The organism is Halomonas sp. KAO (assembly GCF_015595025.1).
In the GTDB taxonomy this organism is placed as follows: domain Bacteria; phylum Pseudomonadota; class Gammaproteobacteria; order Pseudomonadales; family Halomonadaceae; genus Halomonas.
Genome location: NZ_JADNRL010000010.1, coordinates 26,981 through 40,017 on the forward strand (window position 1 = coordinate 26,981; position 13,037 = coordinate 40,017).

Below are 13,037 nucleotides of genomic sequence, written 5' to 3' on the forward strand. Positions count from 1 at the left end.
CGATCAAGCGGGCTGGACGCCGCCGCACAGGCCTCGTCGAGCGCTGCGTATTCTACGTGACTTTCCCCGCCCGTCAAGTGGCAGAACACAATTTGCTGATATCACCGGCTTTGTTTCGACCGCTCGGCATGCGAAAATCACGCCCTTACCTTTACTACCGGCCACCCAGAGGATCCTCGATGACCGCGCAACAGATCGATGGCAAAGCGATAGCCGCCCGTGTTCGCCAGCAGGTAGCCCGCCAGGTGCAGGCACGCCGCGAAGCCGGGGGCCGTACGCCAGGGCTTGCCGTCGTCCTGGTCGGTGAAGACCCCGCCTCGGCGGTCTATGTGCGCCACAAACACAACGCCTGCGTCGAGGCCGGCATCGAGTCATTTCGACATCAGCTGCCCGCGGACACCACCCAGCAACAGCTCGAGACGCTGGTCGACCAGCTCAATGACGACCCCAGCGTGGATGGCATCCTGGTCCAGCTGCCCCTCCCCGAGCAGCTCGACGCCCGCCCCATCCTCGAGCGCATACGCCCCGACAAGGACGTGGACGGCTTCCACCCCTATAACCTGGGCCGTCTGGCACAGCGCCTGCCGCTGCTGAGGCCCTGCACCCCCAAGGGCGTGATGACGCTGCTCGAGGAGAGCGGCCTGGCGGTGCGTGGCCTCGATGCCACCGTGGTCGGCGCCTCCAATATCGTCGGCCGCCCCATGGCCCTGGAGTTGATGATCGCCGGCTGCACCACTACCGTCTGCCACCGTTTCACTCGCAACCTGGAGGAGCATGTGCGCCGTGCAGAGGTGCTGATCGTGGCGGTGGGCAAGCCGGGGCTGGTCAAGGGAGAGTGGGTCAAGGAGGGTGCCATCGTCATCGACGTGGGCATCAACCGCCAGGAGGACGGCCGCCTGATCGGTGACGTCGACTTCGAGGCCGCCGCCGAGCGTGCCGCCTGGATCACCCCGGTTCCCGGAGGTGTCGGCCCCATGACCGTGGCCAGCCTGCTGGAGAACACCCTGCAGGCCGCCGATATGCACGACGCCAGTTAACCTTTCCCTGGGGTTCCCCTGGGGGCAGACCCCGGGGGTTGGGGCCTGACCCCGAAACAGACCCCAAACAGAATGAGGAGATATAGATGAGCGACAAGATGAACGTCGAGAGCTTCAACCTGGATCACACCAAGGTGAAGGCTCCCTACGTGCGCCTGGCCGACATCAAGACCGGTGAGCTCGGCGATACCATCCACAAGTACGACATGCGCATCTGCCAGCCCAACCAGGACCATATGGAGATGCCCGGCCTGCACTCCCTGGAGCACCTGATGGCGGAGCTGTCGCGCAACCACTCCGACAAGGTGGTCGACATCAGCCCCATGGGCTGCCAGACCGGCTTCTACATCGCGATGATCAACCACGATGACTACGAGGGCGTGCTGACCCTGCTCGAGAACACCCTCAAGGATGTGCTCGAGGCCGACGAGGTGCCGGCCTGCAACGAGATGCAGTGCGGCTGGGCGGCCAGCCACAGCCTCGAGGGGGCCAAGCAGATCGCCCGCGGCTTCCTGGCCAAGCGCAACGAGTGGACGGAAATCTTCGCATGAGGCGCATCGGCATCATCGGCGCCATGAGCCAGGAGGTGGAACGACTCGCCTCCCTGCTCGAGGGGTGCGAGACCCATACCCACGTCGGCAGCACCTTCTACAGCGGCAAGCTGCACGGCGTGGAGGTGGTGATCCTGCAGTCGGGCATCGGCAAGGTGAATGCCGCCGTCGGCACCACCCTGCTGCTCGACATGTACCAGCCCGAGGCGATCATCAATACCGGCTCCGCCGGTGGCTTCGGCGAGGGGCTCGAGATCGGCGATATCGTGGTCTCGAACGAGGTCCGCCACCACGACGTGGATGCCGTGGTATTCGGCTACGAGCATGGCCAGGTCCCCGACATGCCGGCGGCCTACCTGCCCGACGAACGGCTGGTTCACCTGGCCCGGGAGTGTGTCGAGGCGCTGGGCGAGGTCCGGGTGGTCGAGGGGCTGATCGCCACCGGCGATGTGTTCATGGCCTGCCCCGACCTGGTAGCCCAGACCCGTCGGCGCTTCCCCACCATGCTCGCCGCCGAGATGGAGGCCGCGGCCATCGCCCAAACCTGCCACCTCTACGGCTGCCCCTTCGTGGTGATCCGCGCCCTCTCGGATATCCCCGGCGGCGGCGACAACCACCTCTCCTTCGAGGAGTTCCTGGAGAAGGCCGCCCTGCACTCCTCGAAGATGATCGAGGCGATGGTGGCCCGCCTGGGCGATCGGCAGCGTGAAACCGTGGCACAGAGCGCCTGACGCACACACCACCATCGCCGGTGTTGCAGGCGCCCGACCTGTCGAGCGTTAACGCTACATAGCCCCGTGACTGCCGCCAACAGCGGCAGTCACGGGCACTCGTGTTATCGGGCGGTAGCGAAGGCATCAGGCCGACTATTCGTCGACTAGCTTCCACTCCAGCATCTCGCCGGCCATCAGCGGCACGATGCGCGCCCCGTCGGCATAGGGCAGCGACTCGGGAAGCTGCCAGGGCTCGCGCACCAGGGTGATGGTATCGGCGTTGCGCGGCAGGCCGTAGAAATCCGGGCCGTGGTGGCTGGCGAAGCCTTCCAGGCGATCCAGGGCGCCGGCCTGCTCGAAGGCGGCGGCGTAGTACTCGATCGCCGCCGGCGCGGTATAGGCCCCGGCACAGCCACAGGCGCTCTCCTTGTCACCCTGGGCATGGGGGGCGCTGTCGGTACCCAGGAAGAACTTGGGGCTGCCCGAGGTGGCCGCCGCCAGCAGTGCCTCGCGATGGCGCTCGCGCTTGAGGATCGGCAGGCAATAGTAGTGGGGCCGAATGCCACCCACCAGCATATGGTTGCGGTTGAACAGCAGATGATGGGCGGTGATGGTCGCGCCCACACTGGCCGGTGCCGCGGCCACGAATTCGGCCGCCTCGGCCGTGGTGATATGCTCGAACACCACGCTGAGGCTCGGGTGGCGCTCCAGCAGGGGCTTGAGCACCTTCTCGATAAACACCGCCTCGCGATCGAAGATATCGATCTCGGCGTCGGTCACCTCACCATGCATCAGCAGCGGGATCCCCAGCCTCGCCATGGCGGCGATGGCGGCATCGCACTGCGCCAGGTCGGTCACCCCGGAGGCGGAGTTGGTGGTGGCGCCGGCGGGATAGAGCTTGACCGCCTGCACCAGGCCGCTGGCATGGGCACGCTCGATCTCCTCGGCGGGCGTGTTGTCGGTGAGATAGAGGGTCATCAGCGGCTCGAAGCGGCTACCCTCGGGCAACGCCGCCAGGATCCGCTCGCGATAGGCCAGCGCCTGTTCGGTGGTGGTCACCGGCGGCGTCAGGTTGGGCATGATGATGGCACGGCCCATCTGGCGAGCGGAGGCCTCGACCACGGCGGCCAGCGCCTGGTCGTCGCGTAGATGAAGATGCCAGTCGTCGGGGCGAGTCAGGGTCAGGGTAGTCACGGGGGATCCTGTAGTAGTGAGTTCAAATGTAGTGGCGAGTTCGAATGTAGCGACGGGGTCAATCGATGTCGCGCCAGTATACCGAATGCCGCCGTGCAGGGCAGAACCGCGAACCATATAGTCTCAGGGCTATCGCAGCTAGCTCTGCAAGGGGCGCCGGGGACAGATCGTAGAAGGGGTCCTACGCCAGGGATGGCGTCGGTAGCGCCCATGGAGGGGTTCACAGCGCCCCTTCGCAGATCTGTCGACGGATCAGCCCCAGGCCACAACCTCAACTGCGATAGCCCTGCATATAGTCTGGTAGCATGCTGGTTTTGCCTCTTCACCGGACGCCCTATGACCGACTCCCTGGAGCGCAGTCCGCTGCGCGCCGACCTGCTGCTGCTGACCGTCACCCTGCTCGCCGCCGCCGGCTGGATCTTCTCCAAGGAGGCCCTCGCGGGCATGCCACCGTTGCTGTTTATCGGCACACGCTTCCTGCTCGCGGGGCTGATCCTGGTGCTGTTCGCCCTTCCCGCCCTGCGCCGGCTGAGCCGACGCGACCTGGCCACCAGCGCCGGCGTGGGCCTGCTCTTCAGCGCCGCGCTAGGCTTCTGGGTCATGGGGCTCTTCCACTCCCGCCACCTGGGCGAGAGCGCCTTTATCAATAGCCTGGGCATCCTGCTGGTGCCGGTGGTGGCCCGCCTGCTGTTCGGCGACCGACCGCCGCGCACCACCTGGATCGCCCTGCCCATCGCGCTGATCGGCTTCGGCCTGCTGTCGCTGAATGCCGGGCTGCGCCTGGAGCCCAGCCAGTGGCTGATCGCCACTTCGGCGCTGCTCTTCTCGCTGCTGATCAACACCAATACGCGGGTGGTACGCCACCTGCCCGCCCTGCCGCTTACCGCCATCCAGCTTACCGTCGTCGGCGTTCTGCTAAGCCTGGCCTCGGCGCTGGTGGAGCCATGGCCGGCGCGGTTAGGCGGCGATATCCTGGGCTGGCTGGCGGCCAGCATCCTGCTCTCGAGCACCCTGCGCTTCTTCCTGCAGATTCACGCCCAGGGCCTCACCACCCCGAGCCACGCTGCGGTCATCCTGATGCTCGAGGCGGTCTGGACCGCACTGCTGGCCGCCGCCTGGTACGGCGAGACCATGACCCTGCTGCAGCTCGCCGGCTGTTCGCTGATCTTCACCGCCCTGCTGATCAATCGCTGGTACTGGGTCCGCAAGCTGGTGCTGCGCCTCGCCACCTAGCGCCTCCGGAAGCACCTAGCCACTCGCCAGGCAGCCAGGATATCCCGTATCATGCGGCCAGATTTCAGGGAGAGAAAAGATGCCCAAGGTTCGCCACTATGCCGATCTGGCTGCCAGCATGGCCGGTTTGATGTGGCTGGTCGTGTACTGGTCGATCAGCCTGTCGGCCCACCTGGGCAATCTTCAGCCCACCGTGGCGGCCCTGCTGTTGCTCGGCACCACCGTGCTGGTCACCTTCGTGCACCGGCCCACCCGTGTTCTCCTGCGCCGCTATCACGTCAGGAAGCGTCGCACCGAGATGTGGATGCATATCCTGGCGCTGCCACTGTTTCTCGCCTTTTTGTTCGGCATCACCTTCGAGTTGATCTTCGCGCCCCTGAGCGGCGTACAGAAGCTGCTGCTGTTCAATGTGATGGCCACCGCCGGCTGGCTGGTGTTCGTCGTCACCCTGATGGTCAAGCTGGCCACCCACCAGATAAAACGGCGCCGCAAGGCCTGATAGGCCCTGCGGCGCTGCTGAGGTAGTCACCTCGACTTGCCCCATGCCCTCCAGGGTGACGCCAGACTCAGAAGCGTGTGGCGCTGAAGGGTGCCATATCCACCTCGGGCGTCTCGCCTGCCATCATCTGGCTCAACAGCAGCCCGGTCACCGGTCCCAGGGTAAAGCCCTGATGGCCGTGGCCGAAGGCCAGCCACATTCCGTCCTGCTTGGGTGCCGGGCCGATGATCGGTTTCATGTCCGGCAGGCAGGGGCGCGCGCCCTTCCAGGGCTCGGGGTCGCGCCGCTCACCCAGCGGGTAGATCTTCCTTGCGGCCCGCTCCGCCGCCTTGAGCTGCTTGAACTTGGGGGGGGCATCCAGGTCGGCCAGCTCGGCCCCGGTGGTCAGGCGGATCCCCGCCCGCATCGGCTCGAGCAGGAAGCCGGTCTCGGCATCCATGATCCAGTGGTTGAGATGCGCATTGTCATCGGCGCTGGCGTAGTGCATATGGTAGCCGCGCTTGGCGAACAGCGGCACCGAGATACCCTGACGCTTGAGCAACTTGTCGCTCCACGGACCGAGCGCCACCACCAGCTGTTCCGCCTCCAGCGATTCGCGATCGGTGGTCACCTTCCAGCCCTTGCCGCCCTTCTCGACACCCTGCACCTCGGCCTTAAGGAAGCGGCCGCCCTGCTGCTGGAAGTTCTCGGCATAGGCCTGCACCAGCGCGCCGGGATCAGCGACGGTCCACGGCTGGGTCCAGTGAATGGCACCCACCAGCCCCTTCTTGAGATGGGGTTCCTTGGCATATAGGCCGGCGGCATCGAGCACTTCGAACTCGACACCGTAGAGGTCACGGTTCTCCCGAGCCTCGACGATACGCTCATCGAAGGCCTTCTGCGTGTGGTAGAGCTCGAGCCAACCGTCGCGACGCACCAGATGGTCGGCACCGGCGGCCTCGATCATCGGGGCATGGGTCTCCAGGCAGCGCATGATCAGTGACGCATACTCCGGCACGATCTTGGCGTAGCGGGTCTTGCCGGAGTTGAGCCAGTACTGAAGCAGCGGGCTGGCGGCGCTCAACATGCCCGCCGTACGATAACGAATATCCACCTCGCGATTGGGCAGCACGCGCATCAGCGTGCCGAGATCGCGGGGAAAGGCGTAGGGCCGCACCGATTCGCGCTGGATGATGCCGGCATTGCCGAAGGAGGTCTCGCGGCCCGGCTCGCGGCGGTCCACCAGCGTCACCGAATGGCCCTGGCGCACCAGATGCCAGGCCACCGAAACGCCGACCATGCCGGCCCCCAGAACCACGATTTCACGAGACATCACCAACACCTCACTGGAAAGAACGCAGGCCTCACCACAGGGAGAGGCCCACTCAACGAATGACGTTTCCATGCCACCGGGCCAGCTGCAACCCGACGGCGAAAGACTCAGGGCATCATAACGTTTCACCGGCAGGCAAGGCTTCCAAATACCTTCCCGAAAACATGATTTCTTACCGTTTTTCTGCCGACATTCAGATGGATACCCCAGAGGAAGAAAAAGATTCAGGCCACACCTCTTCAACCATTTAGGTCTTCAGCCACTTGGCTCTTCAGCCATCCAGGTCTTCAGCCATCTGCGCTGGCCCCGTCCTGCTGCACCTGCAGTTTGGTGCGGATGAAGTCAGCGTGGCTGACATGCAGCAGCTCGGCCAGCTGGCGAATACGATGCTCCTCCAGATGGTGCTGCTCACCGTCGGCCAGCGCCAGCGCCCACATCATGCGCACCAGCTCGCAGCGCCGGGCGTAGTCGTAATGCTGTCTGATCAACGAGACGAACTGATAGTGATCGACGGCACCCTCGACCTCCTGCTGGGCCAGGTTCATCAGCTCGTCGATCGCCTCGTCGCTGACGCTCAGATGTCGACGCAGCTGATCCCGTAACGTCTCGAGTTCATCCGAGGTGACCTCGTAGTCGGCGCGTATCACCTCGCAGAGCAGCGCCGCGGCGGCAAGCTCCAGGCTCGGTGCCTCACGCCCGGCGCCGTCGCCCTCCTCCGCGAGCATCTGCTGAAAGAACTGCTGGATATTGGCTAGCACAAGCTTCTCCTTCGGTGGCTTCCTCGGTAAGACTCGCCAACGTTGCGCGGGTTCGCACCCCCGGTTACCCCCGACAGCGCCAGCGTGCCAGCAGGGAGAGCAGCGCCAGGCCAAGCAGCACCGCCGCCGCCCAGCCAATCACCATCACCACCTGGGCAAACGAGGCCGGCGCTTCCACGGGACGATGCTGCAGGCCGAACACCACGAGTCGGCCGAAGGCATAGAGCATCAGGGCCAGGCTGGCGAGGGGCAACAAGGAACGGTTCGCCGCCAACCCGCGGGTCAGGCCCCAGGGTTCGCGGGGGGGAGTGGTAGATTGCTTGGCGGCCGCCTTGCGAGGCGTTGCGGCCTTGCCGCTAGATGACTTGGTGGCAGACGACGTGCTGGCGGACGCCTTGCTCGCCGGCTTTCTGGCCGCGGGCTTGCGGGCCTTCGGCTTGACCTTCGCGCCCCGCGACGGAGAGCCCCCCAGCCAGCCCAGGGCCCCACGGACCAGGCGCCACAATGCCCAGCCCAGAGTAAAGCTAACCGAGAGGGCGAGACCGCCCATCACCAGCACATACGCCATTGGCGATCCTTGTCGATTCACGGATCGGATATTGTGCCATAGCGAGGCCCTTCAGGGTCACGGCAGCACCACGATGGGCACCGTGTTACGCGCCAGCAGGTCCAGCGGCGCGAGCTCGCTGGAGATCTCGAAGCCAAAGCCCTTTTCGGGACACGCCTGAAACACCTGTGCTGCGCCAAGCGGATCGACCATCATGCTCTCCTGCTACACCGTCATCGGCATCACCCATGGCGACTCCCCTCTACCATGATGCAGGAGGTCGCGGACCGCCAGCTCCCGGAGCAAGACAAGAATGGTAGACTCCCAGACCATCGGGTTGGGCAATTCTACTTGGGCAGTGTTGTGACTGCCCGGCCCACCATGACAAGGAGTCTCAGCATGGCCCTGATCATCGGCCTGACCGGCGGCATCGCCTCGGGCAAGTCCACCGTGGCCCGCGCCTTCGCGGCGCTCGGCGCGCCCTGGGTCGACGCCGACGATGTCGCCCGGGAAGTGGTCGAGCCCGGCGAGCCGGCGCTGGCCGAGATCGCCGAGCGCTTTGGCGCCAGGGTGCTCAACGGCGACGGCACCCTCGATCGTCGCGCCCTGCGCGAGATCGTCTTCGCCGACGAGCGTGAACGACGCTGGCTGGAGTCGGTCACCCACCCGCGCATCCGGGAGCGGTTGATCGAGCATCTGGCGCACTTTCACGCCTCCGGCACCCCCTATGGCCTGCTGGTCTCGCCGCTGCTGTTCGAATCCGGCCAGAGCGAGATGGTCGACCGCACCCTGGTGGTCGACGTGCCCGAAGCGCTGCAGATCGAGCGCACTGCCGCCCGGGACGATGTCGATGCCGACCAGGCCCGCGCCATCGTCGCCGCCCAGATGCCGCGCCACGAACGCCTGGCCCGCGCCGACGACGTGCTGGATAATGGCGGCAGCGAAGAGGCGATGCGCCATCGAGTCAACGAGCTCGATCGGCACTACCGCGAACTGGCGTCCTGACAGTCGGGACAGTCCCACCCCCGCACGGGGACTGCCCCCTCCCCCCTCGATAGATCCAGAGCCACGGAGCCCCCATGAGCCAATCACAACGCCCCCTGGAAGTCGCCTGCCCCCAGTGCTACAAGAAGGTCGAATGGCGCGAGGAGAACCCCTACCGCCCCTTCTGCAGCGAACGCTGCCGGCTGATCGATCTCGGCGCCTGGGCCGATGGCAGCCACCGCATCGCCGGTGAACCGGCCATGGACGAGACCGAGATCGACGAGATGATCCTGCGCGCCGAACGCGATTTCCAGGACGAGCCATGACCAGCTCATTTTCCCAGCGCCCCGAGTATCGGCTGCTGGCCGAGCTGGAGGCGGCCTTCGACGCCCTGGTCGAGACCAGCGCCGCGGTGGCCGAGGCCCATGCTCGCTCCCCGGGGGCCTGCTGGATCTTCGGCGAGCCCGAGCCGGTCGACGGCGAAAGGGCCGCGGCCTGGCTGCGCGAGGCGCTGCAGGATGTCTGGTATCAGGATGGCCAGGACGGTCGCGCCACCCGCGCCTATATCGGCCTGGTGGCCGCCGGTGACGAGGTCATGGAGGCCGTGGCGGCGGCCAATGCCGCCAAGGCGGCGTTCGCCGCCCTGACCGCCAAAATACGCGACCAGGCGCCGTCATTGATTCCCGAGGCCAAGGCGGTGCTGCCCTTCCGCCACCCGGCCCTGCACGACCACCTGCGCGGTGAGGGGCTGGCCCGGGTCCACCTCAAGCAGTGCTGGCGGGCCATTCCGGCAAGCGAGGCGCCGCTGACCCGGGTGCGTCTGGCCTGGTACTCGAGCGGGCGCTCGATCAAGAAGCTGACGGTGCGGGAAGCCGAGCAGAAGCTGCTCACCTTCGACAGCGAGGCGCCGCATATTCGCATCCAGCTGCGCAAGCTTGCCGGGATTCCCAGCGGAGAGCCCCTCGCCCAGGTGCAGCGCCAGGCCCCGCTAATGCGCGCTAACCTCTTCTATCGCGAGCCGCTGGAGGATGGCCGCACCCGGCGCGCCATGAACGTCGCCCTGCCGCTGTTCGTGCCCTCGCCGGATGGCCGACTACCCGACCATAACCTGCCGCCCCTGCAACCCCCCGAGACCCGCACCCGCGCTCGCCGACGCGACGAGAAGCTCGAGGACGAGCCCTTCCTGCCCAGCCTGCGGGTCTATCGTTATCGATAAGGCCCAACCTCCAAGCGCGCTAGAGGCTCACAGCCGCTGCTCCACCCGCTCGAGTATCTGCCGGCTGACCCGGTTGACCAGAGGCGTGGCGGCCTTGTTCACCGCCCTCTCCAGCAGCTTGCTGCGCAACGTATAGGTCAGGGTCAGGCTGACCTCGGTGCCCCCCTCGACCGGGCGCAGGCGATAGCGCCCCCGGTTCTCCACCCCATCCAGCGACTCCCAGGCCAACGCCTCCGGCGCGCGCCGCTCGGTGATCGCCACATCGAAGTGCCAGTCGCGCCCCACCGCATGTACATGCCAGCGGAAGCGGTCATCGCCCAGCGGTTCGATGCTGTGGATCAGGTCGGAGTAGTCGGCGAAGTCCTCGACGCGCTCCAGCAGCGCGAAGACCCGCTCCGGCGCCGCCGCGAGAATCGCACTGTGTTCGATGGTGGCCATGGCATGCTCCCTGCTACACGGTTCGACGAATCAACGAGGGCCTCGAGTATCGCAGCTCCCTCAGGGCTTTTGGAAATCCGCACCCAATGTCACCTCCAGCTCATGGCCCACCTGCGCCGCCCAGGCCAGCAGCGAGTCGCGCAGCGCCTGCTGGGCATGGCGCTCGCCATGCACCAGCCGAATATGGCGCGGCGGTCGACGCATGCGACGCACGAAGTTCAGTAGATCCCGGGCATCGGCATGGGCCGAGTAGCCCGTGACCGTCTCCACCCGGGCGCGAATATCGATGCGCTCGCCATCTAGCGTCACCCAGCCACCCCGGGGCCCATAGCGCTGGATATCGCGGCCCGGCGTGCCTGCGCCCTGGTAACCGGTAAACAGCACGCAGTGGCGCGGGTCACCCAGCATGCGCTTGAGGTAGTTGACCACCCGCCCGCCACTGACCATGCCGCTCGCCGCGATCACCACCGCCGGCCGGTGACTCTCGGCCAGATAGGCCACCGTACGCTCGTGCTCCTCATGCGAGCTAACGGTATAAAGGTTCTCAAAGCTGAGCGGATGGCGCCCGGCGCGCAGCCGGGCGTGGGCCTCGGCGTCCCACCAGGGCCTGAGCTCGCGATAGACCTCGGTAAAGCGCGCGGCCAGGGGCGAATCGACGATGATCTCCAGCTCACGCCAGCGCCGACTACCGGCCCGGTGGATCAGGGTCTCCATCTCGTAGAGCAGCTCCTGGGTTCGGCCGATGCTGAAGGCCGGGATCACCACCGTGCCGCCGTTGGTCAGTGCCCGATCGATGGCCGCCTTGAGCCTGTCGCGGCGTTGACGGCGATCCTCGTGGCGTCGGTCGCCGTAGGTGCTCTCCAGCACCAGGGCATCGCAGCCCCAGGGCGACCGCGGCGCCGGCAGCAGCGGTGCATAGGGTGCCCCCAGATCGCCGGAGAAGATGATGCGCTCAACCGCCCCGCTTTCACGGTCGAGCACATCCACCTCCACATAGCTGGAGCCGAGGATATGCCCCGCTCGCTGCAGCTTGACCCGCACCCGATGGCGGGCGTCGTCCACCAGGGTGTGCCACTCGTGATAGGCCAACGGCACCAGCCGCCCCTCCACCTCGCCCAGGAAGCGCTCGATCAATGCGCGATCGCGGGTGAAACCGATCTTCAAGGCATCCTCGATCACCAGCGGCAGCAGCCGTGCGGTGGGCACGGAACAGAGGATCGGCCCCGAGTACCCCGCCGCCAGCAGATAGGGCAGCCGGCCGATATGGTCGATATGCACATGGGTCACCACCAGCGCCAGCAGATCCTCGACGGGAAACGTGACCCTGAGCTGCTCGAAGCCATCGACACGATCGGCATCCTGGCCCTGGAACAGGCCGCAATCGACCAGCAACGCGCGATCCTTACTGATCTGCAGGCGATGACAGCTGCCGGTCACGCCACTGGCGCCGCCATGGTGAGAAATGGAGGGAAAGGTATCGAGAAATTCGCTCATGGGTGGGCCTCCCTGCCGGTCACGTTAACGACAGTGTAGGCGTGCCGCTTCATTCCGGCTGGTCACCCCAGGCGGCAGGTCCGGCGCAAGCTGTCTACGCTGTGTAAATATGCCTTGTAAAGAAGTGTCAACGCGGAGAGACGCGATGCGCCCTAACCGGTATGGAGTTCTAACGACAGCACTTGCCGGCCTGCTGCTGGTCGCCGGCAGCGTGCAGGCTGCGGAGGCGGTGCTGGTCAACGGCGCGACCCAGGGCCAGGGCACGCTGCGCTCGCGCAGCGGGGAGTGCTTCGCCATCACGCCGCAGCATGTGGTGGGGTTGGGAGGGGTGGGGCTGACCGTCATCAACGCCGAGCGTGTCCGGGCGCCGGCGCAGCATCTCGGCGACTACGGTGACGATATTGCCCTGCTTCGCGTCGACGCCAGGGGGCGCATGACCTGCGGCGCCACCTGGCCGAGGAGCGAGCCGCTTGACGAGCTCCTCGAGGAAGCGGTGCGCCTGGGCCGCCAGGGCACGCTGCTGCGCGTGCGCCCCACCGGCGGTGTCGAGTCCCATGCGGTGCGCTTCACCGCCCTCGAGCCGCGCCATGTGGAGGTCGTCCTGATCACACACAACAGCGAGGCCTTCCAGGGCATCAGCGGCTCCCGCCTGCTGCTCGAGGGTCGCCCGGTGGGCATGGTGCTGGAAACCATTCAGGACACCATTCGTGTCTATCGCCAGGACGCCTTGAATCGCCGCCTCGAGGGGGCCTTCCCCGTGAATATGGGGCCGATCCCCGCCGGCGACCTTCCCCTGGAGCCTCGCAGCGGACGAGTGGTGGTAACGACCCGGACCACGGTCCGTGAGTCGCCCACCCCGTTTGCCAGGGCGATCCGGCGCCTGGAGATCGGCCAGAGCATCGAACTGCTGGGCAAGGTGAAGGGGCGCCCCTGGTGGCAGACCGCCGAGGGCTATGTGCGGGTCGCCCATACCGCGCCCCCCTAGCCGCGCTCTAGCCATGATCAATCTAGCCATGACCCAGCCAGCCATGCCCAAACCTGGCCGACCCGTGCCATACCGT

General features: G+C 66.3%; 16 protein-coding genes. 9 read left to right on the forward strand and 7 right to left on the reverse strand.

Going from position 1 to position 13,037, the window contains the following annotated elements:
* Positions 1 to 179: 179 nt before the first annotated feature.
* The 3 genes from folD to mtnN all read left to right on the forward strand — a co-directional run bounded on the left by folD (position 180) and on the right by mtnN (position 2,319).
* A complete protein-coding gene (folD, locus tag IOC61_RS04095) occupies positions 180 to 1,037 on the forward strand; it encodes a bifunctional methylenetetrahydrofolate dehydrogenase/methenyltetrahydrofolate cyclohydrolase FolD (protein WP_195687603.1) in 858 nt (285 codons plus the stop codon).
* A gap of 86 nt (positions 1,038 to 1,123) precedes the next feature.
* Positions 1,124 to 1,588 carry an S-ribosylhomocysteine lyase gene (locus tag IOC61_RS04100; protein WP_195687604.1) on the forward strand — a complete coding sequence of 155 codons (465 nt, stop codon included), beginning with the start codon at positions 1,124 to 1,126 and terminating at the stop codon, positions 1,586 to 1,588.
* A complete protein-coding gene (mtnN, locus tag IOC61_RS04105) occupies positions 1,585 to 2,319 on the forward strand; it encodes a 5'-methylthioadenosine/S-adenosylhomocysteine nucleosidase (protein ID WP_195687605.1) in 735 nt (244 codons plus the stop codon). Before IOC61_RS04100 ends, mtnN begins: the two co-directional genes overlap by 4 nt.
* 135 nt (positions 2,320 to 2,454) lie before the next feature.
* Here mtnN and pyrC read toward each other — a convergent pair whose 3' ends face one another.
* Entirely contained in the window at positions 2,455 to 3,495 is a 1,041-nt protein-coding gene (gene pyrC, locus IOC61_RS04110; RefSeq protein ID WP_195687606.1) for a dihydroorotase, read from the reverse strand.
* Between the two features lie 336 nt (positions 3,496 to 3,831).
* Here pyrC and IOC61_RS04115 point away from each other — a divergent pair, with 336 nt between their 5' ends.
* Complete coding sequence (locus IOC61_RS04115; protein WP_195687607.1) at positions 3,832 to 4,728, forward strand: DMT family transporter; 897 nt, start codon at positions 3,832 to 3,834, stop codon at positions 4,726 to 4,728.
* A 79-nt stretch (positions 4,729 to 4,807) separates the two neighbouring features.
* A complete protein-coding gene (locus tag IOC61_RS04120; protein WP_195687608.1) occupies positions 4,808 to 5,227 on the forward strand; it encodes a hypothetical protein in 420 nt (139 codons plus the stop codon).
* Between the two features lie 67 nt (positions 5,228 to 5,294).
* Here the strand turns inward: IOC61_RS04120 and IOC61_RS04125 are convergent, their stop codons facing one another.
* The 4 genes from IOC61_RS04125 to IOC61_RS04140 form a co-directional block, all read right to left on the reverse strand.
* Positions 5,295 to 6,539 (reverse strand): NAD(P)/FAD-dependent oxidoreductase, encoded by a 1,245-nt coding sequence (locus IOC61_RS04125; protein WP_195687609.1) that lies wholly within the window; start codon positions 6,537 to 6,539, stop codon positions 5,295 to 5,297.
* A gap of 287 nt (positions 6,540 to 6,826) precedes the next feature.
* A complete protein-coding gene (locus IOC61_RS04130; RefSeq protein WP_195687610.1) occupies positions 6,827 to 7,297 on the reverse strand; it encodes a TerB family tellurite resistance protein in 471 nt (156 codons plus the stop codon).
* Positions 7,298 to 7,361: 64 nt separating this feature from the next.
* The gene (locus IOC61_RS04135; RefSeq protein ID WP_195687611.1) at positions 7,362 to 7,865 is read right to left on the reverse strand and encodes a hypothetical protein; all 504 of its coding nucleotides are present in this window, start codon (positions 7,863 to 7,865) and stop codon (positions 7,362 to 7,364) included.
* Between the two features lie 57 nt (positions 7,866 to 7,922).
* Positions 7,923 to 8,060 (reverse strand): hypothetical protein, encoded by a 138-nt coding sequence (locus IOC61_RS04140; protein ID WP_195687612.1) that lies wholly within the window; start codon positions 8,058 to 8,060, stop codon positions 7,923 to 7,925.
* Between the two features lie 189 nt (positions 8,061 to 8,249).
* Between IOC61_RS04140 and coaE the strand changes: the two genes are divergently transcribed.
* The 3 genes from coaE (at position 8,250) to IOC61_RS04155 (ending at position 10,044) form a co-directional block, all read left to right on the forward strand.
* A complete protein-coding gene (coaE, locus tag IOC61_RS04145; RefSeq protein ID WP_195687791.1) occupies positions 8,250 to 8,849 on the forward strand; it encodes a dephospho-CoA kinase in 600 nt (199 codons plus the stop codon).
* 74 nt (positions 8,850 to 8,923) lie between these two features.
* Positions 8,924 to 9,154 (forward strand): DNA gyrase inhibitor YacG, encoded by a 231-nt coding sequence (gene yacG / locus IOC61_RS04150; RefSeq protein WP_195687613.1) that lies wholly within the window; start codon positions 8,924 to 8,926, stop codon positions 9,152 to 9,154.
* Positions 9,151 to 10,044: a DNA replication terminus site-binding protein gene (locus IOC61_RS04155; RefSeq protein WP_195687614.1), complete on the forward strand. Its 894-nt coding sequence runs from the start codon at positions 9,151 to 9,153 to the stop codon at positions 10,042 to 10,044. The genes yacG and IOC61_RS04155 overlap by 4 nt, the downstream gene beginning before the upstream one ends.
* Before the next feature lie 27 nt (positions 10,045 to 10,071).
* Here IOC61_RS04155 and IOC61_RS04160 read toward each other — a convergent pair whose 3' ends face one another.
* Positions 10,072 to 10,482, reverse strand: coding sequence for an SRPBCC family protein (locus IOC61_RS04160; RefSeq protein WP_195687615.1), 411 nt, complete (start codon positions 10,480 to 10,482; stop codon positions 10,072 to 10,074).
* Positions 10,483 to 10,542: 60 nt separating this feature from the next.
* Positions 10,543 to 11,976, reverse strand: a complete 1,434-nt coding sequence (locus IOC61_RS04165) for an MBL fold metallo-hydrolase RNA specificity domain-containing protein (protein ID WP_195687616.1) — start codon at positions 11,974 to 11,976, stop codon at positions 10,543 to 10,545.
* 145 nt (positions 11,977 to 12,121) lie between these two features.
* Here IOC61_RS04165 and IOC61_RS04170 point away from each other — a divergent pair, with 145 nt between their 5' ends.
* Positions 12,122 to 12,961, forward strand: coding sequence for a hypothetical protein (locus tag IOC61_RS04170; protein WP_195687617.1), 840 nt, complete (start codon positions 12,122 to 12,124; stop codon positions 12,959 to 12,961).
* The last annotated feature ends 76 nt before the right edge of the window (positions 12,962 to 13,037 follow it).